Annotated in this window: 28 protein-coding genes; 5 read left to right on the top strand and 23 right to left on the bottom strand. The window is 62.8% G+C overall.

The genetic code is table 11. From position 1 onward, the window contains the following. From B3C1_RS03765 to gyrA, 3 genes are read right to left on the bottom strand one after another with little or no spacing between them, the layout of a single operon-like run. On the bottom strand, window positions 1–579 hold the full coding sequence (locus B3C1_RS03765; RefSeq protein WP_008483018.1) for a chorismate mutase: 579 nt from the start codon (window positions 577–579) through the stop codon (window positions 1–3). Further along, window positions 572–1,645, bottom strand: a complete 1,074-nt coding sequence (serC, locus tag B3C1_RS03760) for a 3-phosphoserine/phosphohydroxythreonine transaminase (RefSeq protein ID WP_008483017.1) — start codon at window positions 1,643–1,645, stop codon at window positions 572–574. Before serC ends, B3C1_RS03765 begins: the two co-directional genes overlap by 8 nt. 46 nt (window positions 1,646–1,691) lie before the next feature. After that, on the bottom strand, window positions 1,692–4,265 hold the full coding sequence (gene gyrA, locus B3C1_RS03755) for a DNA gyrase subunit A (RefSeq protein ID WP_008483016.1): 2,574 nt from the start codon (window positions 4,263–4,265) through the stop codon (window positions 1,692–1,694). A gap of 126 nt (window positions 4,266–4,391) precedes the next feature. Between gyrA and ubiG the strand changes: the two genes are divergently transcribed. The 5 genes from ubiG (at window position 4,392) to B3C1_RS03725 (ending at window position 10,172) form a co-directional block, all read left to right on the top strand. After that, entirely contained in the window at window positions 4,392–5,096 is a 705-nt protein-coding gene (ubiG, locus tag B3C1_RS03750) for a bifunctional 2-polyprenyl-6-hydroxyphenol methylase/3-demethylubiquinol 3-O-methyltransferase UbiG (protein WP_008483014.1), read from the top strand. Beyond that, window positions 5,093–5,746, top strand: coding sequence for an HAD family hydrolase (locus B3C1_RS03745; protein ID WP_008483012.1), 654 nt, complete (start codon window positions 5,093–5,095; stop codon window positions 5,744–5,746). Before ubiG ends, B3C1_RS03745 begins: the two co-directional genes overlap by 4 nt. A 251-nt stretch (window positions 5,747–5,997) precedes the next feature. Further along, window positions 5,998–8,319 (top strand): class 1a ribonucleoside-diphosphate reductase subunit alpha, encoded by a 2,322-nt coding sequence (nrdA, locus tag B3C1_RS03735; RefSeq protein WP_008483010.1) that lies wholly within the window; start codon window positions 5,998–6,000, stop codon window positions 8,317–8,319. A 48-nt stretch (window positions 8,320–8,367) separates the two neighbouring features. Next, window positions 8,368–9,498, top strand: coding sequence for a class Ia ribonucleoside-diphosphate reductase subunit beta (gene nrdB, locus B3C1_RS03730; RefSeq protein WP_008483009.1), 1,131 nt, complete (start codon window positions 8,368–8,370; stop codon window positions 9,496–9,498). 113 nt (window positions 9,499–9,611) lie between these two features. Then, a complete protein-coding gene (locus B3C1_RS03725) occupies window positions 9,612–10,172 on the top strand; it encodes a GNAT family N-acetyltransferase (protein WP_008483008.1) in 561 nt (186 codons plus the stop codon). On the opposite strand, the gene B3C1_RS03720 is transcribed toward B3C1_RS03725, so the two are convergent. From B3C1_RS03720 to B3C1_RS03625, 20 genes are all read right to left on the bottom strand, one after another. Then, a complete protein-coding gene (locus B3C1_RS03720; RefSeq protein ID WP_008483007.1) occupies window positions 10,169–10,588 on the bottom strand; it encodes an META domain-containing protein in 420 nt (139 codons plus the stop codon). The genes B3C1_RS03725 and B3C1_RS03720 overlap by 4 nt on opposite strands. A gap of 40 nt (window positions 10,589–10,628) precedes the next feature. Then, window positions 10,629–11,033, bottom strand: coding sequence for a hypothetical protein (locus tag B3C1_RS03715; protein WP_156804441.1), 405 nt, complete (start codon window positions 11,031–11,033; stop codon window positions 10,629–10,631). A gap of 71 nt (window positions 11,034–11,104) precedes the next feature. Next, window positions 11,105–12,361: an NAD(P)/FAD-dependent oxidoreductase gene (locus tag B3C1_RS03710; RefSeq protein ID WP_008483005.1), complete on the bottom strand. Its 1,257-nt coding sequence runs from the start codon at window positions 12,359–12,361 to the stop codon at window positions 11,105–11,107. Between the two features lie 7 nt (window positions 12,362–12,368). Continuing rightward, window positions 12,369–13,595 carry a beta-ketoacyl-ACP synthase gene (locus B3C1_RS03705; RefSeq protein WP_008483002.1) on the bottom strand — a complete coding sequence of 409 codons (1,227 nt, stop codon included), beginning with the start codon at window positions 13,593–13,595 and terminating at the stop codon, window positions 12,369–12,371. Then, the gene (gene fabG / locus B3C1_RS03700) at window positions 13,595–14,320 is read right to left on the bottom strand and encodes a 3-oxoacyl-ACP reductase FabG (RefSeq protein ID WP_008483001.1); all 726 of its coding nucleotides are present in this window, start codon (window positions 14,318–14,320) and stop codon (window positions 13,595–13,597) included. Before fabG ends, B3C1_RS03705 begins: the two co-directional genes overlap by 1 nt. Next, window positions 14,317–14,778: a hotdog family protein gene (locus B3C1_RS03695; RefSeq protein ID WP_008483000.1), complete on the bottom strand. Its 462-nt coding sequence runs from the start codon at window positions 14,776–14,778 to the stop codon at window positions 14,317–14,319. The genes fabG and B3C1_RS03695 overlap by 4 nt, the downstream gene beginning before the upstream one ends. Further along, on the bottom strand, window positions 14,768–15,934 hold the full coding sequence (locus B3C1_RS03690; RefSeq protein ID WP_008482999.1) for a beta-ketoacyl-[acyl-carrier-protein] synthase family protein: 1,167 nt from the start codon (window positions 15,932–15,934) through the stop codon (window positions 14,768–14,770). Before B3C1_RS03690 ends, B3C1_RS03695 begins: the two co-directional genes overlap by 11 nt. Further along, entirely contained in the window at window positions 15,927–16,466 is a 540-nt protein-coding gene (locus B3C1_RS03685) for a DUF3261 domain-containing protein (protein ID WP_008482998.1), read from the bottom strand. Before B3C1_RS03685 ends, B3C1_RS03690 begins: the two co-directional genes overlap by 8 nt. After that, window positions 16,463–18,577 (bottom strand): MMPL family transporter, encoded by a 2,115-nt coding sequence (locus B3C1_RS03680; RefSeq protein ID WP_008482997.1) that lies wholly within the window; start codon window positions 18,575–18,577, stop codon window positions 16,463–16,465. Before B3C1_RS03680 ends, B3C1_RS03685 begins: the two co-directional genes overlap by 4 nt. Continuing rightward, window positions 18,574–19,068, bottom strand: a complete 495-nt coding sequence (locus B3C1_RS19240; RefSeq protein WP_008482996.1) for an outer membrane lipoprotein carrier protein LolA — start codon at window positions 19,066–19,068, stop codon at window positions 18,574–18,576. Before B3C1_RS19240 ends, B3C1_RS03680 begins: the two co-directional genes overlap by 4 nt. Further along, entirely contained in the window at window positions 19,056–19,472 is a 417-nt protein-coding gene (locus B3C1_RS03670; RefSeq protein WP_008482994.1) for an acyl-CoA thioesterase, read from the bottom strand. Before B3C1_RS03670 ends, B3C1_RS19240 begins: the two co-directional genes overlap by 13 nt. Beyond that, window positions 19,462–20,985 carry an HAL/PAL/TAL family ammonia-lyase gene (locus B3C1_RS03665; protein WP_008482992.1) on the bottom strand — a complete coding sequence of 508 codons (1,524 nt, stop codon included), beginning with the start codon at window positions 20,983–20,985 and terminating at the stop codon, window positions 19,462–19,464. Before B3C1_RS03665 ends, B3C1_RS03670 begins: the two co-directional genes overlap by 11 nt. Beyond that, complete coding sequence (locus B3C1_RS03660; protein WP_008482991.1) at window positions 20,982–22,655, bottom strand: glycosyltransferase family 2 protein; 1,674 nt, start codon at window positions 22,653–22,655, stop codon at window positions 20,982–20,984. The genes B3C1_RS03665 and B3C1_RS03660 overlap by 4 nt, the downstream gene beginning before the upstream one ends. Continuing rightward, window positions 22,652–23,008 carry an ApeI family dehydratase gene (locus B3C1_RS03655; RefSeq protein ID WP_035481034.1) on the bottom strand — a complete coding sequence of 119 codons (357 nt, stop codon included), beginning with the start codon at window positions 23,006–23,008 and terminating at the stop codon, window positions 22,652–22,654. Before B3C1_RS03655 ends, B3C1_RS03660 begins: the two co-directional genes overlap by 4 nt. After that, a complete protein-coding gene (locus B3C1_RS03650) occupies window positions 22,980–24,341 on the bottom strand; it encodes an AMP-binding protein (protein WP_192813344.1) in 1,362 nt (453 codons plus the stop codon). The genes B3C1_RS03655 and B3C1_RS03650 overlap by 29 nt, the downstream gene beginning before the upstream one ends. Next, window positions 24,317–24,844 (bottom strand): COG4648 family protein, encoded by a 528-nt coding sequence (locus B3C1_RS03645; protein ID WP_008482988.1) that lies wholly within the window; start codon window positions 24,842–24,844, stop codon window positions 24,317–24,319. The genes B3C1_RS03650 and B3C1_RS03645 overlap by 25 nt, the downstream gene beginning before the upstream one ends. Further along, a complete protein-coding gene (locus B3C1_RS03640; protein WP_008482987.1) occupies window positions 24,841–25,089 on the bottom strand; it encodes an acyl carrier protein in 249 nt (82 codons plus the stop codon). The genes B3C1_RS03645 and B3C1_RS03640 overlap by 4 nt, the downstream gene beginning before the upstream one ends. Continuing rightward, a complete protein-coding gene (locus tag B3C1_RS03635; RefSeq protein WP_008482985.1) occupies window positions 25,086–25,346 on the bottom strand; it encodes a phosphopantetheine-binding protein in 261 nt (86 codons plus the stop codon). The genes B3C1_RS03640 and B3C1_RS03635 overlap by 4 nt, the downstream gene beginning before the upstream one ends. Beyond that, a complete protein-coding gene (locus tag B3C1_RS03630; RefSeq protein ID WP_083858248.1) occupies window positions 25,291–26,118 on the bottom strand; it encodes a lysophospholipid acyltransferase family protein in 828 nt (275 codons plus the stop codon). The genes B3C1_RS03635 and B3C1_RS03630 overlap by 56 nt, the downstream gene beginning before the upstream one ends. Further along, window positions 26,103–26,801, bottom strand: a complete 699-nt coding sequence (locus B3C1_RS03625) for a beta-ketoacyl synthase chain length factor (RefSeq protein ID WP_008482983.1) — start codon at window positions 26,799–26,801, stop codon at window positions 26,103–26,105. Before B3C1_RS03625 ends, B3C1_RS03630 begins: the two co-directional genes overlap by 16 nt. Window positions 26,802–26,834 lie beyond the last annotated feature (33 nt).

Genomic DNA, 26,834 nt, shown 5'->3' with positions numbered 1-26,834 from the left:
TTATTCATCCGAAAGCAAAGGCCAGACATCAAACTGATGCCCGGAAATCAAAAACCAGTGATCACCCACCGCCTCGCCGGGGCCCTGGGCCGCCAACTGCCAATGGCCCCCTTTGGCGCCGTCGGCGGTCAGCAGGAAACCGGCCTGCTGGCCGTGGCGAAAAGCCGCCGCCACCAACAGACCTTTGAGACTGTCAGGCAAAGGGCCCAGCCACAGGGCGCCGTCCGCTTCCCCTTGGAAAACGGCGGCAAAAGGGTCCTGGGTGGTGAGGGTCTGGGTGTAACGACCCAGCAGGGCCTTGGCCAACTGCGGGCTTTGGCTGGCGATACAAAAGCGGCCCTGGTGCCCCCGGCACAGGGACACCCAGTCCCGGCAGAACTGGCGCACCACAGGCGCAGGCAGGTCGGGGAAACCCTGTACCCGGCTTTCCACCAGGGCAAACTCGCGAGCCGGGTCGAACACCCGGCCCCCTTTGAGTTCCCCCAGGGTGTCGGCCAGGGCCAACCTTTTGCCCAGCAAGGACAGCAGGGCCTGATCGACCTCGTCTATCTGCTGGCGCAGCCGCTCAAGCTCAGCCATGACGGGCGGCAAAGTCCTGCATGAAGGCCACCAGGGCCTGGGTGCCGGCCAAGGGCATGGCGTTGTACATGGAGGCGCGCATACCGCCCACGAAGCGGTGGCCTTTAAGGGCCAGCAAGCCCAGGGCCTCGGCTTCGGCGAGGAAGGCCTCGTTGAGGCTTTCGTCCTTGAGCTGCCACACCACGTTCATTCGCGAACGGCAGCTGGCATCCACCAGGTTCTGATACAACGGCAGGCTGTCGATGGCGCCGTACAGGAGTTCGGCCTTGGCGGCATTGTGGGCTTCCATGGCGGCAACGCCACCCACTTCTTTGAGCCACTCGAACACCAGGCCAGCCAGGTACCAGGCATAGGTCGGCGGGGTATTGACCATGGAGCCCTGCTGGGCCTGCTGGGCGTAATCCCAGATGCAGGGCACCTGCATGTCATCCCGCAGCAAGTCGCTGCGCACAATCACTACCGCCAGGCCGGACGGGCCGATGTTCTTCTGGGCGCCGGCGTAAATCAGGCCGTATTTGCTGACATCGATACGACGGGACAGGATGCAAGAAGACATGTCCGCCACCAAAGGCACGTCCACTGCCGGCTCTTCGAACATCTCGATGCCGTCCACGGTTTCGTTGGGGCAGTAATGGAGGTACTTGGCTCCTGCTCTTACCTTGATGTCGACAGGCAACGCGATGGGCTTGGTGCTCATGTCGATTTCGGCGGCAATGGCCACGTCGCGAAAGCGCTTGGCTTCCTCGAAGGCGGCCTTGGACCATTGACCGGTGATCAGGTAGTCGGCCTGCTCGCCTTCTTTGAGCAGGTTAAGGGGCACGGCGGTAAATTGGCTGCGGCCGCCGCCGGCCAGGAACAGCACCTTGTAGTTGTCGGGAATGGCCATCAGCTCGCGAAGGTCGGCCTCGGCTTTGGCCGCTACCGCCATAAAGGGCTTGTCGCGGTGGGACACTTCCATCACCGACACGCCCAGGCCTTGCCAGTCGATCATTTCACTCTGGGCGCGCTGGAGCACCGCCGGGGGCAGCATGGCGGGGCCTGCACAAAAATTGAATACTTTATTCATACAACCCTTTTAATACGTAAAAAGCGGCCTGGCGGCCGCTTTTGAATCACTCGTCGGCGCTCTCGCCTTCGACCTCTGGGACCACTTCCTCGTCCACTTCGGCGATGCGCTGCAAGCCAACAACCTTCTCATCCGTTGCGGTGCGGATAATGGTCACCCCTTGGGTGTTACGGCCGACCCGGGATACTTCGTTGACCCGGGTGCGCACCAGGGTGCCACGGTTGGAGATAAGCATAATTTCATCGCTTTCTTCAACTGCTACCGCACCAACCACCTTGCCGTTACGCTCGGAGACCTTGATGGACACCACCCCTTTGGTGGCCCGGCTCTTGGCCGGGTACTCGTCCTGGGCGGTACGCTTGCCGTAACCGTTCTCGGTGACGGTAAGGATGTCCACCTCGGCGCTGGGGATCACCATGGACACCACGGACTGACCGTCTTCCAGGTTGATACCACGCACACCGGTGGCGCCACGGCCCATGGCCCGCACCTGGTCTTCGCTAAAGCGCACCACTTTGCCTTCATCGCTGAACAGCATCACTTCGTTGCTGCCGTCGGTGATGGTGACACCGATCAGTTCGTCGCCCTCATTGAGGTTGACGGCGATGATGCCGTTGGAACGGGGGCGGCTGTACTCGGTCAGGGCGGTTTTCTTCACGGTACCGAAGGCGGTAGCCATAAAGATGTATTTGCCTTCTTCGTACTCGCGCACCGGCAGAATGGCGGTGATGCGCTCGTCCGCTTCCAAGGGCAGCAGGTTGATGATGGGGCGGCCACGGGCGGTGCGGCTGGCCAGGGGCAACTGGTAAACCTTGAGCCAGTAGAGGCGGCCACGGCTGGAGAAGCACAAAATGGTGTCGTGGGTGTTGGCCACCAGCAGCTGCTCGATGAAGTCTTCATCCTTCATCTTGGTGGCTGCCTTACCCTTACCACCACGGCGCTGAGCCTCGTAGTCGGCCAGGGCCTGGTACTTGACGTAGCCTTCGTGGGACAGGGTCACCACTACGTCTTCTTCGGCGATCAAATCCTCGATGGAAATGTCGGCGGAAGACTCGCTGATCTCGGTGCGGCGCTCGTCGCCAAACTGCTCGGCAACGGCCACCAGCTCTTCGCGGATCACTTCCATCAAGCGAGCCGGAGAGGCCAGGATGTGCAGCAGTTCCTTGATGAGGTCCAACAGACCCTTGTATTCGTCGAGGATCTTCTCGTGCTCAAGGCCGGTCAGGCGGTGCAGACGAAGGTCCAAAATGGCCTGGGCCTGCACTTCGGTCAGGTAGTATTTGCCGTCGCGGATGCCGTATTGCGGCTCCAGGCTCTCGGGGCGGGCGGCATCGGTGCCGGCGCCTTCGAGCATGGACGCCACGTTGCCCAGCTCCCAAGGGGTGCTGACCAGGCCGGCTTTGGCTTCGGCCGGGGTCGGGCTGCGGCGGATAAGCTCGATGACCGGATCGATGTTGGCCAGGGCAATGGCCAGGCCTTCCAGTACATGAGCGCGCTCGCGGGCTTTACGCAGTTCAAAGATGGTGCGGCGGGTCACCACTTCACGGCGGTGATTGATAAAGCACTCAAGGGAGTCCTTGAGGTTAAACAGGCGCGGCTGGTTTTGGTCCAGGGCCACCATGTTGATGCCGAACACCACCTGCATCTGGGTCAGGGAGTAGAGCTTGTTGAGCACCACTTCGCCGGCTTCGCCACGCTTGAGCTCGATAACCACCCGCAGGCCGTCTTTGTCGGACTCGTCACGCAGGGCGCTGATGCCCTCGAGGCGTTTTTCCTTGACCAGCTCGGCGATCTTTTCAATCAGCCGCGCCTTGTTCACCTGGTAGGGCAGTTCGTGGACGATGATGGTCTCACGGCCGTTGTCTTCGTTGACTTCCACCTCGGCGCGGGCACGGATGTAAATCTTGCCGCGACCGGTGTGGTAGGCGTCACGAATGCCGCTCTTGCCGTTGATGATGCCCTGGGTGGGGAAGTCGGGGCCCGGGATGTATTCCATCAACTCGTCGATGGTCAATTCCGGATTGTCGATCAGGGCCACACAGCCACCCACCACTTCTTTTAAGTTATGGGGAGGAATGTTGGTGGCCATACCGACGGCGATACCGGCGGCGCCGTTAACCAGCAGGTTCGGCACCCGGGTCGGCAGCACATCGGGGATCTGTTCGGTGTTGTCGTAGTTGGGAACGAAATCGACGGTTTCCTTTTCCAGATCCGCCAGCAGTTCGTGGGAGATCTTGGCCATGCGCACTTCGGTGTAACGCATGGCGGCAGCGGAGTCGCCGTCCACCGAGCCGAAGTTCCCCTGCCCGTCCACCAGGGTGTAGCGCATGGAGAAAGGCTGGGCCAGACGCACGATGGCGTCATACACAGCGGAGTCACCATGGGGGTGATATTTACCTATCACATCCCCTACTACACGGGCCGATTTCTTATAGGGCTTGTTCCAGTCGTTGCCGAGCTCGTGCATGGCAAATAGAACGCGCCTGTGTACCGGTTTGAGGCCGTCGCGCACATCGGGCAGAGCCCGGCCGACGATAACGCTCATGGCGTAGTCAAGGTAGGAGCTCTTGAGCTCGTCCTCGATACTGACCGGCACAATTTCTTTGGCCAGATCGCTCATCTCAGTCGTCCCTATTAAAGGTCTTCCAACAAAGTGAGCCACTATACCACAACGGTCGACGTTGACCATGAAAAGGCAACGCACTCAGGGCTATAATGCCCCGTCAGCCAATGTTGGAAGGTGAAGATGAATAACAACGTTGATAACGCCGAAATCGCCAAGTTCGAGGCCATGGCCCATCGCTGGTGGGATAAGGAAGGGGAATTCAAACCCCTGCACCAGCTGAACCCAGTACGGCTGGGTTTTGTCGAAGAGATGGCCGATGGTCTGGCAGGCAAGCGCGTGGTCGACATCGGCTGTGGTGGCGGCATTTTGAGTGAGTCCATGGCCCGCTTGGGCGCCGTGGTCACCGGCATCGACATGGGCGGGGAACCTCTGAACGTGGCCCGCGCCCACGCCGCCGAGGTTGGCGTAGACCTCCAATACCGGCAGATCACCGCCGAAGCCCTGGCCGAAGAGCTGCCCGGCCAGTTCGACGTGGTCACCTGCATGGAAATGCTCGAGCACGTACCGGATCCGCAGTCGGTGGTGAGCGCCTGCGCCAAGTTGTGCAAGCCAGGCGGCACCCTGGTGTTCTCCACCCTCAATCGCACGCCCAAAGCCTGGGCCCTTGGGGTCTTTGCCGCCGAGCGCATCCTGCGCTGGCTACCCGCCGGCACCCACGACTACCACAAGTTCATCAAGCCGGCAGAGCTGATGGGCTTTTGCGACCAGGCCGGTATCGTCAGCGAAAAGGCGGTGGGCATGAGCTACAACCTCTTTACCGGTCAGTTCAACCGCTCGGCACGCCTGGACATGAACTATCTGGTCGCCGCCAGGAAGCCGGCATGAGCGCGGTTCTTTTTGACCTCGATGGTACCCTGCTCGATACCGCCCCGGACCTGCGCCGGGCCCTCAACGAGGTGCTGGCGGCCCACCACAAGCCCCTTAAGACCCTGGATGAAGTGCGCCCCCATGCTACCCACGGCACCAAGAGCCTGCTGACCCTGGGCTTTGGGGAAGGGGCCTTTGAGCAAGAAGCGCTGCGCCAGGCTTTTTGGGACGCCTACCTTAGGGACATCTCCGCCGAGACCCGGCTCTTTGACGGCGTCGCCGAGCTGATCGGAGCCCTTAACCAGGCAGCCATACCCTGGGGCATCGTCACCAACAAGGTCACCCATTTAACGGTGGCCGCCCTGCCCCATTTCCCGGCCTTGGACGCCTGCCAGGCCCTGGTTTGTGGCGACACCCTGACCGAACGCAAGCCAAGCCCCCTGCCCCTGCTGCACGCCGCCGCCATGCTGGGGGTAGAGCCTGAGCATTGCCTTTATCTGGGGGATGCTCTAACCGATATGGAAGCGGCCCAGGGCGCCGGCATGCAGGGCCTGGTGGCCAGTTGGGGTTATGTGGATGACAGTCACCCTCGCTGGCCGGCCCAAGGGGTACTGACGCACCCCCTCGAGGTAACCAAGTGGTGCAAGATCAGTCGATCGGTCTTGTGATCGGATTTTTCTTCCCAGGGCTTGCTTTTTCAAAAGGGCGGCGACGCCCTTTGCCCTTACGTTAGTGGATACTCACAGGGGCAAAAAGCCACCACTTAGCAAACTTGAAAGCGACCCAATACCTCACTATCTTGTTCCTCGTATCGTAAAAAAACCCAATATCTTGTGTATCTAAAATACACAGGTCATACACGCCAGTGTCGAAGTAGTGTTGCCGGCGGTACTTAGGGAAAAGGCAGATAAGGTAAGCCATGAATAAGAACCTCCTCGTCACCAAGCGCAACGGCCAGCAGGAAGCGATCGATCTGGACAAGATCCATCGCGTTGTTACCTGGGCCGCCGATGGTCTCAATAACGTCTCTGTCTCCCAGGTGGAACTGCGCGCCCAGATCCAGTTCTATGACGGGATCAAGACCGCTGACATCCATGAAACCCTGATCAAGGCCGCCGCTGATCTGATCAGCGAAGAAGCGCCTGACTATCAGTACCTGGCCGCCCGCCTGGCGGTGTTTCACCTGCGCAAAAAAGCCTACGGTGAGTTCGAGCCCCCCCACCTGTTTGACCATGTCAGCAAGATGGTGGAGATGGGCAAATACGACAAACACCTGTTGTCCGATTATTCCCGCGAGGATTTCGACACCCTCAACGGCCTGATCGAGCACGGCCGCGACATGAACTTCTCCTACGCGGCGGTCAAACAGCTGGAAGGCAAATACCTGGTGCAAAACCGGGTAACCGGCGAGATCTACGAATCTGCCCAGTTCCTTTATATCCTGGTGGCCGCCTGTCTGTTCGCGGACTACCCCCACGATACGCGCCTGGACTACATCAAGCGTTTCTACGACGCCGTGTCCACCTTCAAGCTTTCCCTGCCCACGCCCATCATGTCCGGCGTGCGCACCCCCACCCGTCAGTTCAGCTCCTGCGTGCTGATCGAGACCGGTGACTCCCTCGATTCCATCAACGCCACGGCGGCTGCGATAGTCCGGTACGTCTCCCAGCGTGCCGGTATCGGTATCAACGCCGGCCGTATCCGCGCCCTGGGTAGCCCCATTCGCGGCGGCGAAGCCTTCCATACCGGCTGTATCCCCTTCTACAAGCACTTCCAGACCGCCGTTAAGTCCTGTTCCCAGGGCGGGGTCCGAGGTGGCGCTGCCACCCTGTTCTACCCCCTGTGGCACCTGGAGGTGGAGAACCTGCTGGTACTGAAGAACAACCGTGGCGTTGAGGAAAACCGGGTCCGGCACATGGATTACGGCGTACAGATCAACCGCCTGATGTACCAGCGCCTGATCAAGGGCGGCGACATCACCCTGTTCAGCCCCTCCGACGTGCCTGGCCTTTATGACGCCTTCTTTGCCGATCAGGCCAAGTTCGAAGAGCTCTACGCCAAGTACGAGCAGGACGAGTCGATCCGCAAACGCAGCGTCAAAGCCGTGGAGCTGTTCTCCCTGGTGCTGTCCGAGCGTGCTTCTACCGGCCGCATCTACGTGCAGAACGTGGACCACTGCAACACCCACAGCCCCTTTGACCCGGCTGTGGCGCCGGTGCGCCAGTCCAACCTGTGCCTGGAAATCGCCCTGCCCACCAAGCCGTTGATGGACATCAACGACGAGAACGGCGAGATTGCCCTGTGTACCCTGTCCGCCTTTAACCTCGGCGCCATCAGCGACATCAGCGAGTTCGAAGAACTGGCCGAGCTGGCGGTACGGGCCCTGGACAGCCTGCTGGACTACCAGGACTACCCGGTCAAGGCCGCTCATATCGCCACCATGGGCCGCCGCACTTTGGGTGTGGGCGTCATCAACTACGCCTATTATCTCGCCAAGAACGGCGTGCGCTACTCCGACGGCAGCGCCAACGGCCTGACCCACAAGACCTTCGAGGCCATGCAGTACTACCTGCTCAAAGCCTCCATGGAATTGGCCAAAGAGCGCGGCGCCTGCCCCATGTTCGATGAGACCACCTACGCCAAAGGCGTACTGCCCATCGACACCTACAAAAAGGACTTGGACAAGATTGTCGAAGAGCCGCTGCACCTGGATTGGGAACAGCTGCGCAAGGACATCGTCCAGCATGGCCTGCGCAACAGCACCCTGTCGGCGCTGATGCCCTCCGAGACCAGCTCGCAGATCTCCAACGCCACCAACGGCATTGAACCGCCGCGCGGCCACATTTCCGTGAAGGCCTCCAAGGACGGCATCCTGCGCCAGGTGGTACCGGACTACGAGAACCTCAAGAACGCTTACGAGCTGCTGTGGGACATCCCCAACAACGATGGCTACCTGCAACTGGTGGGCATCATGCAGAAGTTCATCGACCAGTCCATCAGCGCCAACACCAACTACGACCCGGCCAAATTCCCGGGCGGCAAGGTGCCGATGCAATCGATGATCAAGGATCTGCTCACCGCCTATAAATACGGTGTGAAGACCCTGTACTATCACAACACCCGTGACGGCGCCGCAGATGCCCAAAAAGATCTGTCTGCCACCGCCGCCAAGGAACCCCAGGCCACTGTCGCCATCATGGAAGAAGATGACGGTTGCGCCGGCGGTGCTTGCAAGATTTGATGATTTGAAGGGGGGCTAAGCCCCCCTTCCTCAGGGAGCCATTAGCGAATGCGTTACACCACTTTCAGCCGGGTCAACAACAATGCGCTGACCGAGCCGATGTTCTTCGGCCAGCCGGTCAACGTGGCCCGCTACGACCAACAAAAATATGAAGTCTTTGAAAAGCTGATTGAAAAGCAGCTGTCCTTCTTCTGGCGCCCGGAAGAAGTGGACGTCTCAAAAGACCGTGTGGATTTTTCCCAGCTGCCTGAGCACGAGCAGCATATCTTCCTGTCCAACCTCAAATACCAGACCCTGCTGGATTCCATCCAAGGCCGCAGCCCCAACGTGGCCCTGCTGCCCCTGGTGTCCATCCCTGAGCTGGAAACCTGGATAGAGACCTGGTCTTTTTCCGAGACCATTCACTCGCGCTCCTACACCCACATCATCCGCAATATCGTCGCCGATCCGTCGAAGGTCTTCGACGATATCGTGATGAACGAGGAGATCCAAAAGCGCGCCGACGAGATTGCCGGTTATTACGATGTGCTCATCGAGTACACCCAGATCTGGCAACTGCACGGCGAAGGCAGCCATCTGGTGGGCGGCAAGACCTATGAGATAAACCTCCGGGATCTCAAGAAAAAGCTCTATCTGTGCATGATGGCGGTCAACGCCCTGGAAGCCATCCGCTTCTATGTCAGCTTTGCCTGCTCCTTTGCCTTTGCCGAGCGCAAACTGATGGAAGGCAACGCCAAGATCATCAAGTTCATCGCCCGGGACGAAGCCCTGCATTTGAGCGGCACCCAGCAGATCTTGAACCTGATGCGCGACGGCAAGGAAGGCAACGAGTGGGCCGAAATTGCCATCGAGTGCCGCGCCGAGAGCGAAGCGCTGTTTACCCGCGCCGCCGAGCAGGAAAAGGCCTGGGCCAAGTACCTGTTTAAAGACGGTTCCATGATCGGCCTGAACGAGTCCATCCTCAGCCAGTACGTGGAATACATCACCAATGTGCGGATGAACGCGGTGGGCCTGACCCCGGCCTTTGCCACCACCTCCAACCCCATCCCCTGGATCAATGCCTGGCTGGTCTCGGACAACGTGCAGGTGGCGCCCCAGGAGTCGGAAATAAGCTCCTACCTGGTGGGCCAAATCGACGCCAATGTCGACCTTGGCGACCTGGACGACTTCGACCTCTAAACAAAAACCCCGCCCCGGCGGGGTTTTTTACAACTGCTCCGCGCAGTTGATCCAGATCCTGTGTTGGCCATCATAAGTGGTTACACTATGCGCAAATTGCGCACGGGCTCCCCATGATCAACAGCCGCCACTACCTGTCCTTTGACCGCATGAAAGACGGCACCCCCGTTTTCGTGCGCGCCGTGCGCCGGGAAGACAAGTACGCCCTGCTCAAGGCCTACGAGCACATGTCCGACCGTTCCATCTACTACCGCTTCATGCGCCCCAAATGGCAGATGAGCCTGGACGAAGCGGCCCGCTTTACCGACGTGGACTTTGAAAACCACGTGGCCATCGCTGCCGGCCATTACAGCGATAAAGGCGAAGAAGAGGCACTGGGCATAGGCCGCTACATAGTGCTGCCGGGCACCAAGGTCAAAAGGGCCGAATTTGCCTGTGCCGTGGTGGACAGCCTGCAAAGCCATGGGGTCGGCTTCATCCTCTTCAACCACCTGGTCAAAATCGCCCGGGAGCAGGGCATTGAAGAGTTCGTGGCCGAGGTATTGCCCCAAAACAGGGGCATGATAGGGGTCTTCAGGAAGTCGGGGCTGCCCACCCGCACCATCATGGAAGACGGTCTGCTGCGGGTGAACCTGGATCTGCGCCAGCGGCGCGAAGTGTTGGAGTGGGACTAACGCTGCTGGCGAAAACGCAGCGGTGTCTCGAATCCGTCGGAGTAGAGCTTGAGGGTGTCACCTTCCTGTTCCAGCCAGTTGGCCTTGCTCAGCCGGTCCAGGAACAGCCCTTCCCCCTGCATCAGCTCACCCAGGCAAGCCATCTTGGTGCTGCCGATGGCCCCCACCTGGAAGGCGGTACCGTTGACCAGCTGGTAAGAACCGAAATAGCGGTTACAGCCGCTGCTACCTGACAGCTTGCCGTCCGAGGTCAACCTCAGGGTCACCCCCTTGGTGCCGCTGGCCGCAGTACGCAAGGGCCCCTGCACCGTCTCTGGTGCCAGATACCACTGGGTGTCATAGAAACTGGGGTCATCGGGGCGTTGGCACCCCGCCAGCATCGCCATGGTCGCCCACAGCCAAAATCGCTTGTCCATCATTAACGCTCCCTGCCGAGGCGGACCTGCCTGGCCGCCCTCATTGTTGCGGGGTATCGCCGGGTACCGGGGTCAGTTCCCAACAGAGTTTAGGGTCCCCCTGCCAGCGGATCTGCGCCACCTTGCCGTCAGCCACCACCACTTGGCGGGTACAGCCGTCACTGCTGCGGCCACCGCCGAAGACGGTACCGATGGAACCAAATACGTTGCCGGACCCTCCGCCAACCCCTACCCCTATGCTGGGCTTGGACGAACTGCGGCTATCCCGGTAAATAAGCCAGTCCTGGCCTTCCACTTTGGTGGTCTGGGCCGGTACCCCCCACTTGTCCATTAAAGCTTCTACCGGGTAGCCTTGCCATCGCTGCATCCGGGCATCCACCCCTTCTGGCGGCACGCTGGTACAGGCCGCCAGGGCCAACACCGGCAGGGACATCCATCTTTTCATGGCACTGTTCTCCTTGGCTATCTGCCTACACTGTTGCAGAAAGGCCGGCATTTGGCTACGCCGGCCTTAGCTCAGTTCAGGCGGCAGACCTCGGCCAGGGCCGCCAAGCGGCGCTTGGACTCGGCCACATAAGGGTTGGACCTGTCCCAAGCGTACCCCGCCAGGATGGAACAGACCATGCGCTTAATCTGGGCCTGGGGATTGGGGTAGAAGATCACGTCCTGGAATATGCCGTCGTACCAGCCTTCCACATAGGTGCGAAACACATCCACTCCCTGCTGCAGGGGCTGGGCGTAATCGGCCTGCCAGTCCACCACATCACCCTTGAACTGGCGCACCAAAGCCTTGGCGGCGAGGCTAGCCGAGGTAAAGGCAATGGTGACCCCAGAAGAGAACACCGGGTCCAAAAACTCACCGGCATTGCCCAGCAGGGCATAGCGCTTGCCCCACAGCTGCTTGACCTTGGCCGAGTAGCCCTTGAGGCTGTTGACCGGATTGAGGTACTGGGCCTGGCTCAGCAGGGCCTTGAGCCCCGGTTCTTCAGCCACCAGGGTGCGCAGCATGGTTTCGTTATCCAGGCCACGCTCTTCGAAGTAAGCCACTTCCCCCACCACTCCCAAAGAACAGGTGCCGTCACTGAAGGGAATAAGCCAGTACCAGACATCATGGTGCTGGGGGTGGACGCTGATGAGGATCTTGTTGCGATCAAAATCCGCCGGGGCTATGTGGTCGCGCACATGGGTGAAAAAGGATTGGCGCGGCGCCAGGCCGGAGGGACTTTCCAGGTCAAACAGCCTTGGCAGTACCCGGGCAAAACCGGAGGCGTCCAGCACAAAGTCGGCGGCAACCTGGTAGGCATTGCCCTCGTTGTCGGTGCCGGTCAGCAGCGCCTGCTGCTCGTCCGTCGTCACGGTGTCGATGCCGTGGCCGAAACGGATATCCACCCCCTGCTCCTGGGCCTGGTCGGCCAGTAGTTTGTCAAAGGCCGCCCTTTTTACCTGAAAGGTGGTACCCGGGCCCGGGCTGACCTTGTCGGTGAAGTCAAAATCGACGTAGCGGCCCTGGTGGCGAAAGCCGGCGCCGTTTTTAAACTGAAAGCCCAGTTCCTGAGCCTTGTCCTGTAGCCCCCCGATGAGGCCCGCCTCTTCCAGATAGACCATGGATTGGGGCAGCAGGCTCTCGCCGATGGAAAACCGTGGAAAGTGGTTCTTTTCCAGGACCCTGACACTGATCCCCTGGCGATGCAGCAAGGTGGCTGCCAAAACGCCGGCCGGGCCGGCACCGATCACCGCTACCTGTACTCGGTCGCGACGTACTTCCGTTTTCATTATGTTGTTATTCCTGGACGCGTTTGAAAATCAGCGAGGTATTGATACCGCCAAAGGCAAAGTTGTTGCTCATCCAGCAGTCCACCGCCATCTGGCGGCCGCTGCCGGTGAGGTAATCAAGGTCGCCACAGCGCGGGTCGCGCTCGGTGAGGTTGAGGGTTGGCGCAAACCAGCCGTCGTGCATCATCTCGATGCCCAGCCAGGCTTCCAGGGCGCCGCAGGCCCCCAGGGTGTGGCCGAAGTAGCTTTTCAGTGAGCTGATGGCAATGCCCTTGCCAAACACCCGGTGGGTGGCCTGGCTCTCGGCGATGTCCCCCTGCTCGGTGGCAGTGCCGTGGGCGCTGACATATTGCACGGCTTCCGGCGCCAGGCCGGCGTCTTTAAGGGCCAGACGCATGGCCACTTCCATGGTCTCAGAGGTGGGTGAGGTCACATGGCTGCCGTCGCAGTTGGTACCAAAACCCACCAGTTCGGCCAAGATAGTGGCGCCACGGGCCTTGGCATGCTCATAGGATTCCAGCACCAGGGTGGAGGCGCCCTCCCCTATCACCAGGCCGTCGCGGCCGGCATCGAAGGGGCGGGGGGTAAGTTCGGGGCTATCGTTGCGGGTCGAGGTGGCATAGAGGGTGTCGAACACCGCCGCCTCGGTGGGGCACAGCTCCTCGGCGCCGCCGGCCACCATTACCTCCTGATGGCCGTATTTGATGGCTTCAAAGGCGTAGCCGATGGCCTGGGACCCGGAGGTGCAGGCGCTGGAGGTGGGGATCACCCGGCCCTTGAGGCCGAAGAACAGGCTGACATTGACACAGGTGGTGTGCCCCATCATCTGGATGTAGCTGGTGGCGGTGATCTTGGAGCAATCATTGCGCTCGAGCATGGCCGAAAAGGCCATGATGGGCGGGGTGGAGCCGATGGAGGAGCCATAGGCGATACCGGTACGGCCGTCGGTCAGGCAGTCGTGGCCCAAAAGCCCGGCCCGCTCCAGGGCAAGCTCGGTGGCGCGGGTGGCCATCATCGACACCCGGCCGTGGGACCTAATCTGTTTGCGCGAATAGTGCTTGGGCCGCTCAAAGTCCACGGGGCCGGCCAATTTGGTGTTCAGGCCCTCATATTGGTCCCAGGCGTCCATGCGGACGATGCCGTTCTGGCCGGCCTGCATGGCAGCCTTGATGCTGGGCCAGTCGGCCCCCAGGGAACTGATACCGGCCATGCCGGTTACCACGACACGGCGCATCAGCACAGCCCCCCGTTGACGGCGAGCACCTGGCGGGTGATGTAACCGGCCTTGTCGGAACAGAGGAAGGCCACGGCGTCCGCCACTTCTTGGGCCTGGCCGGCGCGGCGCAGGGGGATAAGGTCAACAATATGCTCGCCATGTTCCAGCTCGGCGGTCATGTCGGACTCAATCAGGCCGGGGGCCACGCAGTTGACGGTGATCTTGCGCTTGGCCAGCTCCAGGGCCAAGGCCTTGGTGGCGCCGATAATACCGGCCTTGGAGGCCGAGTAGTTGACCTGGCCACGGTTGCCGATAAGGCCCGACACCGACGCCAGGGTGACGATACGGCCCCCTTTGCGGCCTTGCACCATGGGCATCACCACCGGCTTGAGCACGTTGTAGAAGCCGTCGAGGTTGGTGTGGATGACACTGTCCCAGTCGTCGTCGGTCAGGGCCGGGAAGGCGCCGTCACGGGTAATGCCGGCATTGACCACCACCCCGTAGTAGGGGCCGTTGGCGGCCATGTCGGCCTCGAGGGCGGCCTTGGCGGCGGCCCTGTCGCTGACATCAAAGGCCAACAGGCTGGCCTGGCCACCGGCCGCTTCAATCTCGGCCTGCACCGCCAGGGCGGCGTCTTGGCGGTTCCGATAATGGATCACCACGGCTATGCCCTCGGCGGCCAGGGTTTTGGCGATGGCTGCGCCGATCCCTCGGCTGGCACCGGTTACCAGAATGCGTTTCATGCTTGTGCTCCTGCCAGGAAGGCGCTGGCGTCCTGGGGTTGATAAACGGTCAATTGGGCCTTTTGCTGGCCCTTGGGGGTCTGGATAAGGCAGGTGAATACGCTCAGGCCGTCTTCCTGCATCAGGGCGCGGCGCGCTTCAATCTCCACCCAATCCCCCAGGTAGAAAAAGTCGAAATCCGCCTCCAGGCGGCGGGTACCCAGCAAAAAGCCGGGCTTGACCGGCTCACCGGCCTGCTCGGCCAGGTAGCCGGCGTACACGGCGATGGTCTGGGCCATGTACTCGATACCTACCCAACTGGGCACTCCTTCTGGGGTGGCAAAGGGGCTTTGGGGGTCCACCACCAGCCGGCAGCGGGCAAAATCGTCCCCCACCTCCAGCACCTCTTGCAGCAGGGCCATGGGCGGCCTGTGGGCGATGTACTGGTCCGGGGGACCAAAGGTCGGTTTAGGGTTCATGGGCAAGGATCACACTGACATTGCTGCCACCGAAGGCATAGGAATTGGACATGGCATAGCGAACAGGCGCCTGCTGGTTGGGCGCAGTAAAACGCAGGGCCGGCAGCTGCGAGTCGGGTTCGCCGCGCCACAGCTGGGGCGGCAACCTGTCCTGGGTCAGGGCCAGGTAGCAAAAGGCCGCTTCCAGGGCGCCGGCCGCCCCCAGGGCGTGGCCCACCTGGGCCTTGCTGGTGGACACCCAGGGCCGGTGCGGGAAATAACCCGCCATCAGGTGCCCTTCCATCTCGTCGTTCTTGGGGGTACCGGTGCCGTGCAGGTTCACATAGTCGATTTGGGCCGCCTCGATGCCGGCCTGGGCCAGGGCCTGGTCCATGGCCCGGCGAGCGCCGCCGCCGGCCGGGTCCGGCGCCGAAATATGGTAACCGTCGGAGGACTCCCCGACCCCGGCCAGACGCACCGCCCCAGGTGCTTTGGACAGCAGGAACACCGCCGCCCCTTCCCCGATGCTGATGCCCTGGCGGCCCTCGGTAAAGGGGGCGCAGGGGCCGGGAGCGATGGACTCCAGGGCGGCAAAGCCGTTGAGGGTCAGGCGGCACAGGCTGTCTACGCCCCCCACCACCACGGCGTCGGCCAGGCCGGCGGCGATCAGGCGCTGGGCACTGGCAAAGGCCTTGCCGGAAGACGAACAGGCGGTGGACAGGCTGTAACAGGGGCCTTCCAGCCCCAGGTATTGGGCGGCAAAACGGGCTACCGAGCCCAGGGTCTGGACCTCGTAATGAAAGTCGGCGGGCAACTGCCCCTCTTGCTGCCAGCTTTTCAGGGCCAGCTCGCCCTTGTCGATACCGGCGGTAGAAGAGCCCAGCACCACCCCTACCCGCGCCGCGCCATGGCGGGCCTTGGCGGCGTCGATAGCCGGGGCTATCTGATCCAGGGCCAGCATCAGGATGCGGTTGTTACGGCAATCGAGGCGCTCAAGGCGGCTTGGCACCGCAGGCAAGGCGGCGGTGATGGCCCCTACCCAGGTGCTGCGGCCGGCCAGCAGGCCGTCCTGGCTGACCAGGCCGCTGTGGCCGGCAAACAGGGCCTCGGCAACCGGCGCCAGGGCCGCTCCCAGGGGGCAGACGATACCGGGGGCCGACAGGTAAAGATCAGTCATAAGTCACCTCAAATCCGTATCCCAGGGCCAGCTGCTCGAACCGAAAGCCCTTGGGCAGGTACTGGATACGGACCATGTCCTTGTGAAAATGCACGACGCGAAGTCCCTGCTGCTCGGTCACAGTGGCGCCGCTGCCCACAAGGCTTTGGCGCAGCCGCTCTACCGGTAGCAGCGCCAGCAACAGGTCGGCCAGCAGCTGCTCCGGGGTGGCCTCGGCCGGCAGCAGCGGCGACTTGGTCAGGGTAAATCCCTGGCCGTCAAAGCTGGCCTGGAACAAAAAGCTGCCAAAGCCGCTGACCGCAGTCAGGCTGAGCTTGTCCTTGGCAAGTTGCATCTCCCCCAGCAATTGCCAGCGCTTGTCGCCGTGCCAGGCCACCACCTGTTGGGTACGGGTACTGGGGGCCTGTACCCAGTCAAAAGGCGGCAACTGCCAGCTGAGCTGGCTGCCCAAAGGCACTGTAGGGCCCAGCTGGCGGGTGCTCTGGCAGCCGGCCAGCAGCAGGGTTATACAGATAAAAATGATTTTTTTCATGGTCTTGCCCAAAAAAGGCTGGCCAGGAAGGCGCTTAGCAGGCCGGCCGCGACCACGGCGCCAAAGCCCACCAACACCGGGGTGCTGGAGGCGGTCAGCAAGCCGAAAGCAAACAGGCTGGACACCATGGACAGCAGCACCGCCAACAGGGTATGGGGCGCCTTGCTGGGGCCGGTTGCAAAGAAAAAGCCGTAATCGAGGCTAAGCCCCAATACCAGCACCAGGGCCAGGGCATGGATAAGGTTGAAGGGCTGGCCCAGGTAAGCCGGTATGGCAAGGCCTGCCCCCAGGGCAGCCAGGCTGGTGGCCAGCACCGCCAGGCCGCGGCCCCTAAGGCACAGCACCAACACCATGGCCAGGACCGCCAGGGCCACCGCCAGCAGGGTCAGAATTTGATCCCGATAATGGCTGAAAACGGCACTGGCCTTGTCGGCCGGGCTGACCAGCAGCAGATCGCCAAGTTGCGCGGCGCCCTGCTCGGTCAACCCTTGCGGCAATATGACGCTGGCCGGAGCCGGGCCGTCCAGCAGCAGGGCCAGGCGGCCGTCATCGTGCAAGGCGCCCGGTTGCAAACCACTGTCAAAGGCCGGTGCCGGGCCAAGGGCGCCTCCCAAAAGGGCGTCAAGGCGCTGGCGAAGCGCCGTCAAGCGCTGCCAATCGGCCTGCTGGCGCGCCTGGGACGGCACAGCCTGACTGACCGCCAGCCATTGCTGCAAATTTCCCGATGCCACCAGGGCCTGCAAACGGGGCTTTAAGGCTTCTTCGGCTGCCAGCACCCCTTGCACATCCTTGGCCGGTACCAACAGGTATTGCCCGGACGGCCGAGCACCCAGCCAATAGGCCAGGCGCCCTTCCACCGCCAGCAGGGCCGGATCCTTGGGTTGCCACTGGCGCACATTGTCCTCAAAAGACAGCCGGGTCACCCCCAGGGTGATAAAGACCAGCAGCCCCAGGGCCAGCACCACGGCGCCAGGGCGGCGCACCTTGTCCAGCACCACCAGCAAACGCTCTGGCCAGTGGCGGCTGGGGCTGTCGGGCACCTTGGCCAGAAAGCGCACATAGAGATAAGCGGTCAGCAGCCCCGCCACCGCCGTTACCCCAAGCTGGGCAAGTCCCGGGAAAGGAGACAGGCTCATCACCCCGTAGGCCAGCAGGCTCGACACCAGGCCCCACAGCAAAGGCCGGCGAATGCCGGGCTGGTCCTTGCCGGCGGCCAGGGCATGAAAGCCATAGTCGGCGCAGATGCCGATGACGCTGGCCCCCATCACCAGGGCCAGCCAATGGGCCTTGGGAAAACACCACCACAGGCCGGCCAGGGCGCCCAGCAGCGACAGCAGCAGCAAGCCGCCCATAAAGCGGATGGCCCGCCAGCCCCCAAAACCCCAGAAGATAAGCACCAGCACTGCCACCAGGGCCAAAGTGCCGAAACGGCTGACTTCCGTCTGGGCCTGCTGGGCTCCCTTGGCGGCGTACAGCACGGTGCCGGTGGCCTCCACATCCGGCCCCAGGCTTTGCAGCCACTGCTGGACAGCCCCCTGCTGGCGGCTGTCGTAGGCCGAATCTTTGAGGGTCAGGGTCAACACCAGGGCATAGTGGCCGTCCTTATGCCAAAGGGGCCAGCCCTGGTGCAGGGCCAGGCTGCTGGCATGGGGCTGCTGGGCCTCAAGCCAGTGGCTGAAGGTCAGCAAGGGGTCGGCTTTGAGGCTTGACGGCACCGGCCCCAGCCACAGGGCCAGGGCGCGGTTCAACAGGGTTTGGTCAGGCAGTTGCCGGTCGGCATCGGCCAGCAGTTGGCCCCGGTAGCGGCCCAGAGCCTGGTAGCCATCGCTGGGGCCCCCTTGCACCGCCGCCACAAAAGGCGCCTCTTTGGCAGAGGCCGCCAGGGCCTGGCCTCGGCTGACCAGGGCATCCGGGTCCTTGGCCTCCACCAGCAGCCAGAGCTGGCGGTCAAAGCGGTCTTGCAGCACCGGGAAGCTGTCCTTCTCCGCCTGGCTTTGGGCGCCAAGGCCGGGGGGCAGCAGATCGGCCAACTGGGCCGAAGGAGACACCCCTAGCCCAAGACGCAGGCCAAGCAGGGCCACCAGGGTCAGCAGCAGCGCCCAAAACCTCACTGGCAGGTCCCCGGGGTCAATTGAATCAAGGTCTGGCCGCCCTGGGGTTCGAGCATGCGGATAAGCGCCGGGGGCTGGCCTTCCACGTCGATGGCCTCAAGGGCGGCCTTGAGCAAAGCGTCCTTGGGCACAAGGCGCAGCCCGGCCGCCTCTTGGGACACCACAAAGTGGGTCTCGAGGGCAGCCTGGTCCCCTTGGATAACGGCCGGCAGCAAACTGGCCAGGCTGGCCACCAAAGGGTTGTCGGCGGAGGCCAGCTGCACCGGCTCTTGCCCCGGCAGCTGCTGGTACAGGCCGCTGCCTTTGATGATCAGGGTGCTTTCAAAGGGGCTCAGGCTGTGCCAGACCAGGGCGCCGTCCCGCAAGCCGTAACGGCCGGGGCTGACCAAGGGCTTACTGAGCCCCGGCAGCATTTTTTGCTGTTCGAACTGGCCACAGGGGGCCGGTTTGGCCAGGCTCATGGCCAGCAGCGCCAGGCTCAGTGCGGCCATGCTTCCCCCAATTTATCGAAGAGCACCTTGGGGGAGACGAACTGCATTTCGCCGTTTTGCTTGTCCACCGCCACCTGGATGCTGTAACCCTTGGTGAGCTTGGCGCCACTGGCCTTGCAGCGCACCAGGTAGTCCAGGCGCAGCCGGTTGTGGAACTCGCTGAGGCTGGCGGTAACCAGCAGCTTTTGCGCAAAGACCGCCGACTTAACGTACTTGACCCGCAGATCGACGATGGGCCAAACGTAACCGGAGGCCTCCATCTGCGGGTAGTTGTAGTCGATGGTGTCGAGCAGGGCGCAGCGGGCCAGCTCGAAGTACTTGAGGTAGTTGCCGTGCCAGGCCACGTTCATGGGGTCCAAGTCGTGAAAAGGCACTTCAATTTCCACCGTCGCTTCACGCTTCATAGAGCCTCCACTGACCGTCCAGCAGCTGGCCGCTCAGCTGGCGAAGGGCACCTTCCAGAGGCCGGTCGGCCACCACCGGCGGGCAAAGGCGCTGTACCTGGCCGACAAAATCCCGCAGCTCGGCGGTGACCAGCAGCTCCTGGTCTCGCTCCCTTAGCCACACCCCCTGGCAGGCCGCCAGCAGCGCCGCCGCCGTGACCTGGGCGGTCAGGGTCAGGATCCGCAGGCAGTCGCGGGCCGCTATGGTGCCCATGCTGACCTTGTCCTGGTTGTGGCACTCGGTGGAGCGGGAGAAGACCGAGGCGGGCATGCAGTGCTTGAGGGCCTCGGCGGTCCAGGCGGAAGCGCCAATTTGCACCGCCTTGAAGCCGTGGCTGATGGCCCGCTCCGCCCCTTGGGCACCGGTCAGGTTGGCCGGCAGGCCGTTGTTGAACTTGGTATCCACCAAAGACGCCAACTGGCGGTCCAGCAAATCGGCGAGGTTGGCCACCTGCACCTTGAGGGTGTCCATGGCCATGGCGATGTGGCCGCCGTAGAAGTGGCCACCGTGCAGCACCTGTTCCCCCAGGGCGTCGATGATGGGGTTGTCATTGCTGCTGTTCAGTTCGGTTTCGATCAGGCCGCGCAGCCAGGGCAGCGCGTCTTCCAGGGCGCCAATGACATGGGGGGCGCAGCGCAGGGAGTAACGGTCCTGCAGGCGGCTGTGGCTCTGCTCACCCTGGTAGTTGAGATCCTGGCGCAGCCGCGCCGCAACCAATCCCTGGCCGGGATGAGGTTTGACCGCGAACAGGGTCTGGTCGAAATGGTAGGCGTTGCCCTTGAGGGCCAGGCTCATCAGCGCCGTGATACGGGTGGCCATGGCCGACAGCCCCTGGGCCTGGTCAAAGGCCTGGCAGGCCAGGGCCGTCATCACGGCGGTGCCGTTCATGATGGCCAGGCCTTCCTTGGGCTTGAGGGTCAAGGGGGCCATGCCCTTTTCCTTGAGCACCTCGGCCACCGGGCGCACCTGGCCCTGGTAATAGACGTCCCGCTCCCCTACCAGGGCAGCGGCCACGTAGGACAGGGGTGTCAAATCCCCCGAGGCCCCCACCGAACCTTCGGCGGGGATCACCGGGATCACGTCTTCGGCCAGCAGCCATTGCAGGCGCTCAAGGAGCGCCCAGCTGACCCCGGAGTGGCCCTTGGCCAGGGACGCCAGACGCGCCGCGACGATGGCCCTGCCCTCTTCCAGGCTGAAATGGCGGCCAAGGCCGCAGCCGTGAAAACGGGTCAGGTTCAGGGGCAGGGCTTCTACCAGCTCCCGGGGCACATCCACGGTCACCGAGTCGCCGTAGCCGGTGGTCACCCCATAGATGTTGCCTTCTTCACGCCACAGGCGGTCCAAGAAGGCTGCGCCCTTGTCGATAAGGGCGCGAAAGGCCGGGCTTGGGTCCAGCTCCGCCGCCTTTTCACGGCGGGCTATGGCGTTAATGTCCTCGAGGGAAACCGACCCTTGGCCGAATACCACTGTCATTGCTTGTCATCCTGCTGACGGCGGCCCTTGTCGGCCTGCCAGAAATCGAAAAAGTTGAACCACTGCAAAGGGGTGCGACGGCAATGCTCGGCCAGCCGCTGGCTGTAGCGCGCGGCCCACAGGGCCAGGGCCTGGCTGCGGGTTTTGCGCTCCAGGCTGATGCCCTCTGGGGCAAAAGGCTCAAGGGAAACCTGGTAATGGTCTTGCTGGCGTGTGCAAAAAAGCAGGTAGACCGGGCATTCCAACACGTGGGCCAGCACCCAGGGGCCAATGGGGAATGGCGCCGGCTGACCAAGGAAGTCCGCTGCCACCGTGTGGCCGGCCTTGCTGGCAGAGGTGCGGTCCCCCACCATGATCACCATTTCACCAGCGTCGATGCGCTGGCGCAGCACCATGGCGGTGTCAGGGCCCATCTGGCTCACTTCCAGCATGTTCATCCGCGCAGCCGGGTTGATCTCTGCCAGCAACTGGTTGAACTTGGCGGCGTGCTCGGTGAGCACCAGTACCGTCATGGGTTTGTCCGACAGGGCCCGGCACAGCTCCAGGTTGCCAAGATGCGCCCCAACCAGCAAAGCGCCCTGGCCGCTGGCGGCGATGGCGTCCAGGTGTTCGCGGCCGTCAAAACGCAGCTCCGCCCCTTTATTGACCTTGCCGGCCCAGGCGGCCAGCTTGTCGAGGATCGACTCCCCAAAGGCCAGGTGATGACGAAAGCTCAGGCCAAGGCCGGGTTTACTGGCCAGGGCGCCGCTTTGATAGAGCCGCTCCAGGTAAGCAAGGGAGTGGCGACGGCTCTGGCCGGTAAGGAAGAAATAGGCCATCACCGGCCACAGCAGACAACGGAACAGGCCGCGGCCAAACAGCCGGTAGGCATGCCAGAGGGTCTTCATACCAAGGCGGCTGCCCCGCTCGCCCATGGCCGACCAATGCTTGGGCTTGAGCCACTTGCGCCCCAACAGCTTTGGCAGGCGCCACAGCATACCCAGCACCAGGCGGGTGTGCATCTTGGAGATCAGCCAGTTGTCGCGCCAGGCCTGGAAATGGGAGGCGCCGTCCTCGGGGTAGATAACCCGGGTCTTAAGCTGCTTGATGGGCACCCCGGCCCAGTCCAGGCGCACCATCACCTCGATATCAAAGTCCATGCGCCGGCCCAGCTGCACCTTGTCCAGCAAGGCGACGGTGGCGGCCAGGGGGTAGACCCGAAAGCCGCACATGGAATCTTTGATATGAAAGCCCAGGGTCTCTATCCAGACCCAGACATGGGTCAGGTAGCGGCCATAGAGGCGGCCCTTGGGCACCGAGCCGTCGTACAGAGGCTGGCCGGCAATCAGGCTGGTGGGGGCGGCCTGGGCTTCGGCCAGGAAGCGGGGAATGTCCTCAAGGGCGTGCTGGCCGTCGGCGTCCACCTGCAAAGCGTGGCTAAAACCGGCCTCCTTGGCCGCCTTCAAGCCGGAAATGACGGCGCCGCCCTTGCCTTGGTTTTGGCTGTGGCGCACCAGGGTGATGGCGCCGTTGGCTGCCGCCAGCCGGTCCAGAATTTGGGCATGGTCCGGGGCCGAGCCGTCATCCACCAGGATAAGGGGCAGGCCGCTATCCAAAAGGGCCGGTACGGTACGCTCGGCGGCGGGGCCATGGTTGTAGACGGGCACCACCAGGCAAGGCTTGAAGCTCACGCCGCCTCCCTGGCCAGGGCCAGTTTGCCGCTGGAATGGACGCCCCTTGGGGAGGCGAAATGAAAGTGCAGTCGTCCCTTGGCGGCATCGTAACAAAGGGTCAGGGTCAGCACCTGGCCCGGCAGCACCAGGGCCTGGAATTTGACCCCTTCGAGGCGCTTACAGGCCAGGCTAAGACCAAAGTGGGCGGCGCCAAAACGGGCCGCCCAGTCCAACTGGGCAACGCCGGGCAAAATGGGGTTGCCGGGAAAATGGCCTTGGAAATGGGCCAGTTCGGGAACCATGTCCAGGGTCAGTATCAGGGCGTCACCGTCAAGGCGGCGCTCAAGTACCGGTGGCAAAGGCAGCATCATGGGAATCGTCGAAAAGGGAAAGCAGGGCCTGGTGGGTCACCTTGCCCTGGCTGTTAAGGGGAAATGCGTCCACTACCCGCCAGCGGCGCGGCAGTACCACAGGTTCGAATTCACCCAGCAGGCCCTGGCGCAGGGCCTGGTTGAACGGGTGTTTACCAAGGCTGGCCAGGCGCTGGCGCCCTTCCCTGTCCAGCACCAGTACCGCCCCCAGCTGCTGGCGGCGACCGTCCAGCAGCAGGCAGCGGGCCTCAAAGACCCCGGCCTGGCGGCACAGGGCCTTTTCCATGGCGTCCAGGGACAGGCGTTTTTGCTCGATCTTGACGATGCGGTCGCGGCGGCCATTGAGGTGGAAGCGGCCGTCGGCCTCAAACAGGGCCTTATCACCCATGGCCACCCGGCCACCGGCAACTACCCCTTCCACCACCAGGCCGTCATCCTCGTCCAGGGCGCAAGCAACGCCGGCAAAGGGGCGCCAGGCGCTGCCGTTTTGCTGCTGGCGCCAGGCAACACCGCCGGTTTCGGTGCTACCCAGCACCTCCACCGGACTTTGGCCCAGTACCGTCAAGGCCTGGGCCGCACCTTGGGCGCTCAGCAGCCCACCGGAGGAAAACACCCGCACCAGCTTGCCGAGCAAGGGCGCCATCACCTCAGGGGCCGGCAGGCGCTCCAGGTGAGCGGGGCTGGACACCAGCAGCAAGGGCCCTTCGGCCTGCGCCCCCAGGCCTGCCAGCTGTTCGGGATAGCCGATGGCCACCCGGTTGATGGTGGCGCCGGGGCTCATCAAGGGCCAAAGCAGCCGGAACAAAAAACCGTAGATATGCTGGTGGGAAACCGTGGCCAGCATCTCCCCTTGCAAAGGGCCAAAGGCCGCTTCCAAGGCGTCCAATTCCGTCAGCAACTGGTTGAGACTTTTGGGCACGGCTTTGGGCTCGCCGGTGCTACCTGAGGTAAAGAGCACCAGCTCGCCAAGCTGGGGGGGCTGGGGATCGGCCAGGTGGGCAAAAGGATGCAGTACCAGCCCTTGATAACTGCCGCCCTGGGTGGCGATAAGCCCCTCGGCGGCAATGGCGGCCAGGGTCTGTGGCTGGCCGTTACCGGGCAGTACCGGCACGGCGCCAGCCTGCCAGCAGGCCAGCACCGCGACACTGAAGGCCGCCGGGTCACTCTCCCAAATCACCCACCGCTCATCGGGGCGCAGTTGGGTCGCCAGGCCGGCCACATGGCGCGCCAGCTCCAGACCGGATAAGGCCGGTCCGCTAAAAAGGGGCCCGCTTTGGGCCAGACGGGCCGCCAGGCGCTGGCGCCACATCAATGTGCTTTGTGTAAAATCCACTGTCGGTAACACCATTCACCGGCCAACAGCAGGCCGATCAGCACATAGCTGAGGGCGCCGTTGTAAAGGGTCCAGACGGCGTCGGAGGCCCACAGGGCGGTGCCCAGGGCCACGGTACCGTTGACAAGGAAAAAGCCGCACCACAACCAGGTGACCTTGCGGGTGTAGGCCACGCCGGAGGGGGGTAAGTCGGGCTCGCGCAGCCGCGCCAACCGCTCAATAACGGGCATGCCGTGAAAAAGACTCCAACTGAAGGCCCCCAGCAGACCCAGGTTGACCATCACTGGATAGAGCTTGAGCCCCAAGGCTGAGCCGCTGACGGCACTAAACCCCAAGGCCAGGGCCGCCAGGGGCAGCCAGGCTTTTTCTACCCCCTGGGCCCGGCGCCAACGCAGCGCCAACAGCGCCAGCAGCACCAGGGCCAGGGTCAAGGGGGACAGCCACTTCAGCCCCAGCACCACCGCCAAGGGATAGAGCAGCCAAAGCAGCGCCCCCGGTTTCACGCCGCCTCGACCAGGCTCAGCACGGCGTCCACCACGTCGTCGACGGTGCGCACGGCTTTGAACTGTTCGGGCTGGATCTTCTTGCCGGTCAGGTCCTGGAGTTTCACCACCAGGTCAACGGCGTCGATGGAGTCCAGATCCAGGTCGCTGTAAAGATGGGCATCACCGGTCACGGCGCTGCCATCCACTTCGAAATCCTCTACCAGGATGGATTTGAGTTCGGCAAAGACTTGCTCGCGGTTCATGCCGCCTCCTGAGAACGAATAAAATCAGCCAGGGTTTTGACGCTGGCGAAATGGGACTTGGTGTCGGCGGCGTTGGCGTCGATCTTCACCTGATATCGCTTCTGGATGGCCAGCCCCAGCTCCAGGGCGTCAATGGAATCCAGGCCCAGACCGTCACCGAACAACATCATCTCGTCTTCGATGTCCTCGACGGTCACATCCTCAAGCTCCAAGGCATTGATGATCAGGGCTTTCAGTTCGGTTTCCAGATTGGTCATCTGTGTTGTTTTCCTTCTTGAGTACCGCCGCCAAATGGCGGGTCATTTCCCTGGCCGACAAGGCGGTGGCAGGGTCGTCAGTGGCAAAGCACTGCGGCTCGATGAGGCATCCTACCTCAGCCTGCAGCAAAAAAGGGCGGGCCGGCACCTGGTACCAAGCGGTCTGCTTGGTCAGGGTGCGGGGTTCTACAGTCAAATGCACCGGCAGCAAAGGGTAACCGGTACGCAGCGCCAGTTGGGCGGCGCCCCGGGTCAGGGGATTGAGGCTGATGTTGGGCTCGGTGCGGGTGCCTTCGGGGAAAATAATGAGGGAAAAGCCCTGGTCCAGGCTGGCCTTGGCGGCCTGGATCAGATCCTCGCCCTGGTTGGCGTTGCTGATATAGCCGGTGGCCCTGACCACGCCGCGCATAAAGGGGTTTTTCCAGATCCCGGCCTTGACCACGCAGTCGGCCTTGGGCATGGCGGCGATCAGCAACACCACATCCAGCAGGGACGGATGATTGGCCACCACCACCGCCGGCTGGGCATTGAGGGCGACTTCACCGCCGACCCGATAACGGCAGATCCCCAGCCATTGCAGGCTGTTGAGGAAAAAGCGAAAACTGGCGCTGACCACCCGGCGGGCCACCTGTTTGCGCTTGAGGGTGTCGCGGTAGCGCCAGCTGATCACCGGGAACACGGTCAGGCTCAGGCAAACCCCGCCGATGCCAAACAGGGAAAAAGCCAGGCCCGTGGCCAGGATACGCCACAGGCGGTTCAAACTTGCTGCCATTGCCACTCCCTGTCGGTCAACTGTAAAGGGCCACTGGCACCGGCAGCCAGCAGGCCGGCCAGTTGCATGGCCAGAGGCCAGGGCGCGGCGCAGCCCCCTTGGCCGGAGGTCAAGGTCACCTGGTTGCCGGCTTTGATACGCAGGGCCAGGGCATGGTCCCGCTGCTGCCCTTGTTGGAATACCAAGTAGGGTTCGGGCACCGCCTGATCCCCCACCACCAGCACCAGCTCGTCCGTGCCGCTGCCGAGGAGGGCGGCGGCTTCCAGCAGGCCCAGCACCAGGCAATCATCGCCTCCCACCACCACGTTGGCAGGAGCTTGGTCCTGGCGCAGTATGCTGAGCAGGCCAGCGGCGGCGTTGTGCACCGACAGGCTGAAATGGGTGGGAGACAGGGGTTCGTCCTGGCCCAGCTCGGTCAGCAGTTGGAAGGTGCGGTGCAGCTCACCGTGGTGGGTAGCAAAAATGACCGGCAGGCTGTCGTCAGCCAGCACCTGCTGGGCACAGGCCAGTTGGATACGGGTCAGGCTGGACAAGCGGCGGCGCTGGGCCAGGGGCACCCAACTCAAGTCAGGGGCGCTTTCATCGCCAAGGCTGCCGTCTTGGTGCCACTGGCGCCACTGCTCGGTGCTGGCGAGGCCGGGGCTCCAGGCGGACCAGGCAACAAGGGAAAAAGACAGCGTCATAAGGCCGCTACCCTGGTGGGGGTCGGGTAGCAC

Origin of the sequence: Gallaecimonas xiamenensis 3-C-1, assembly GCF_000299915.1 — a bacterium.
Lineage (GTDB): Bacteria > Pseudomonadota > Gammaproteobacteria > Enterobacterales > Gallaecimonadaceae > Gallaecimonas > Gallaecimonas xiamenensis.
The sequence above is the reverse complement of the archived record's forward strand: the minus strand, read 5'-3'. Positions and strand labels throughout refer to the sequence as shown.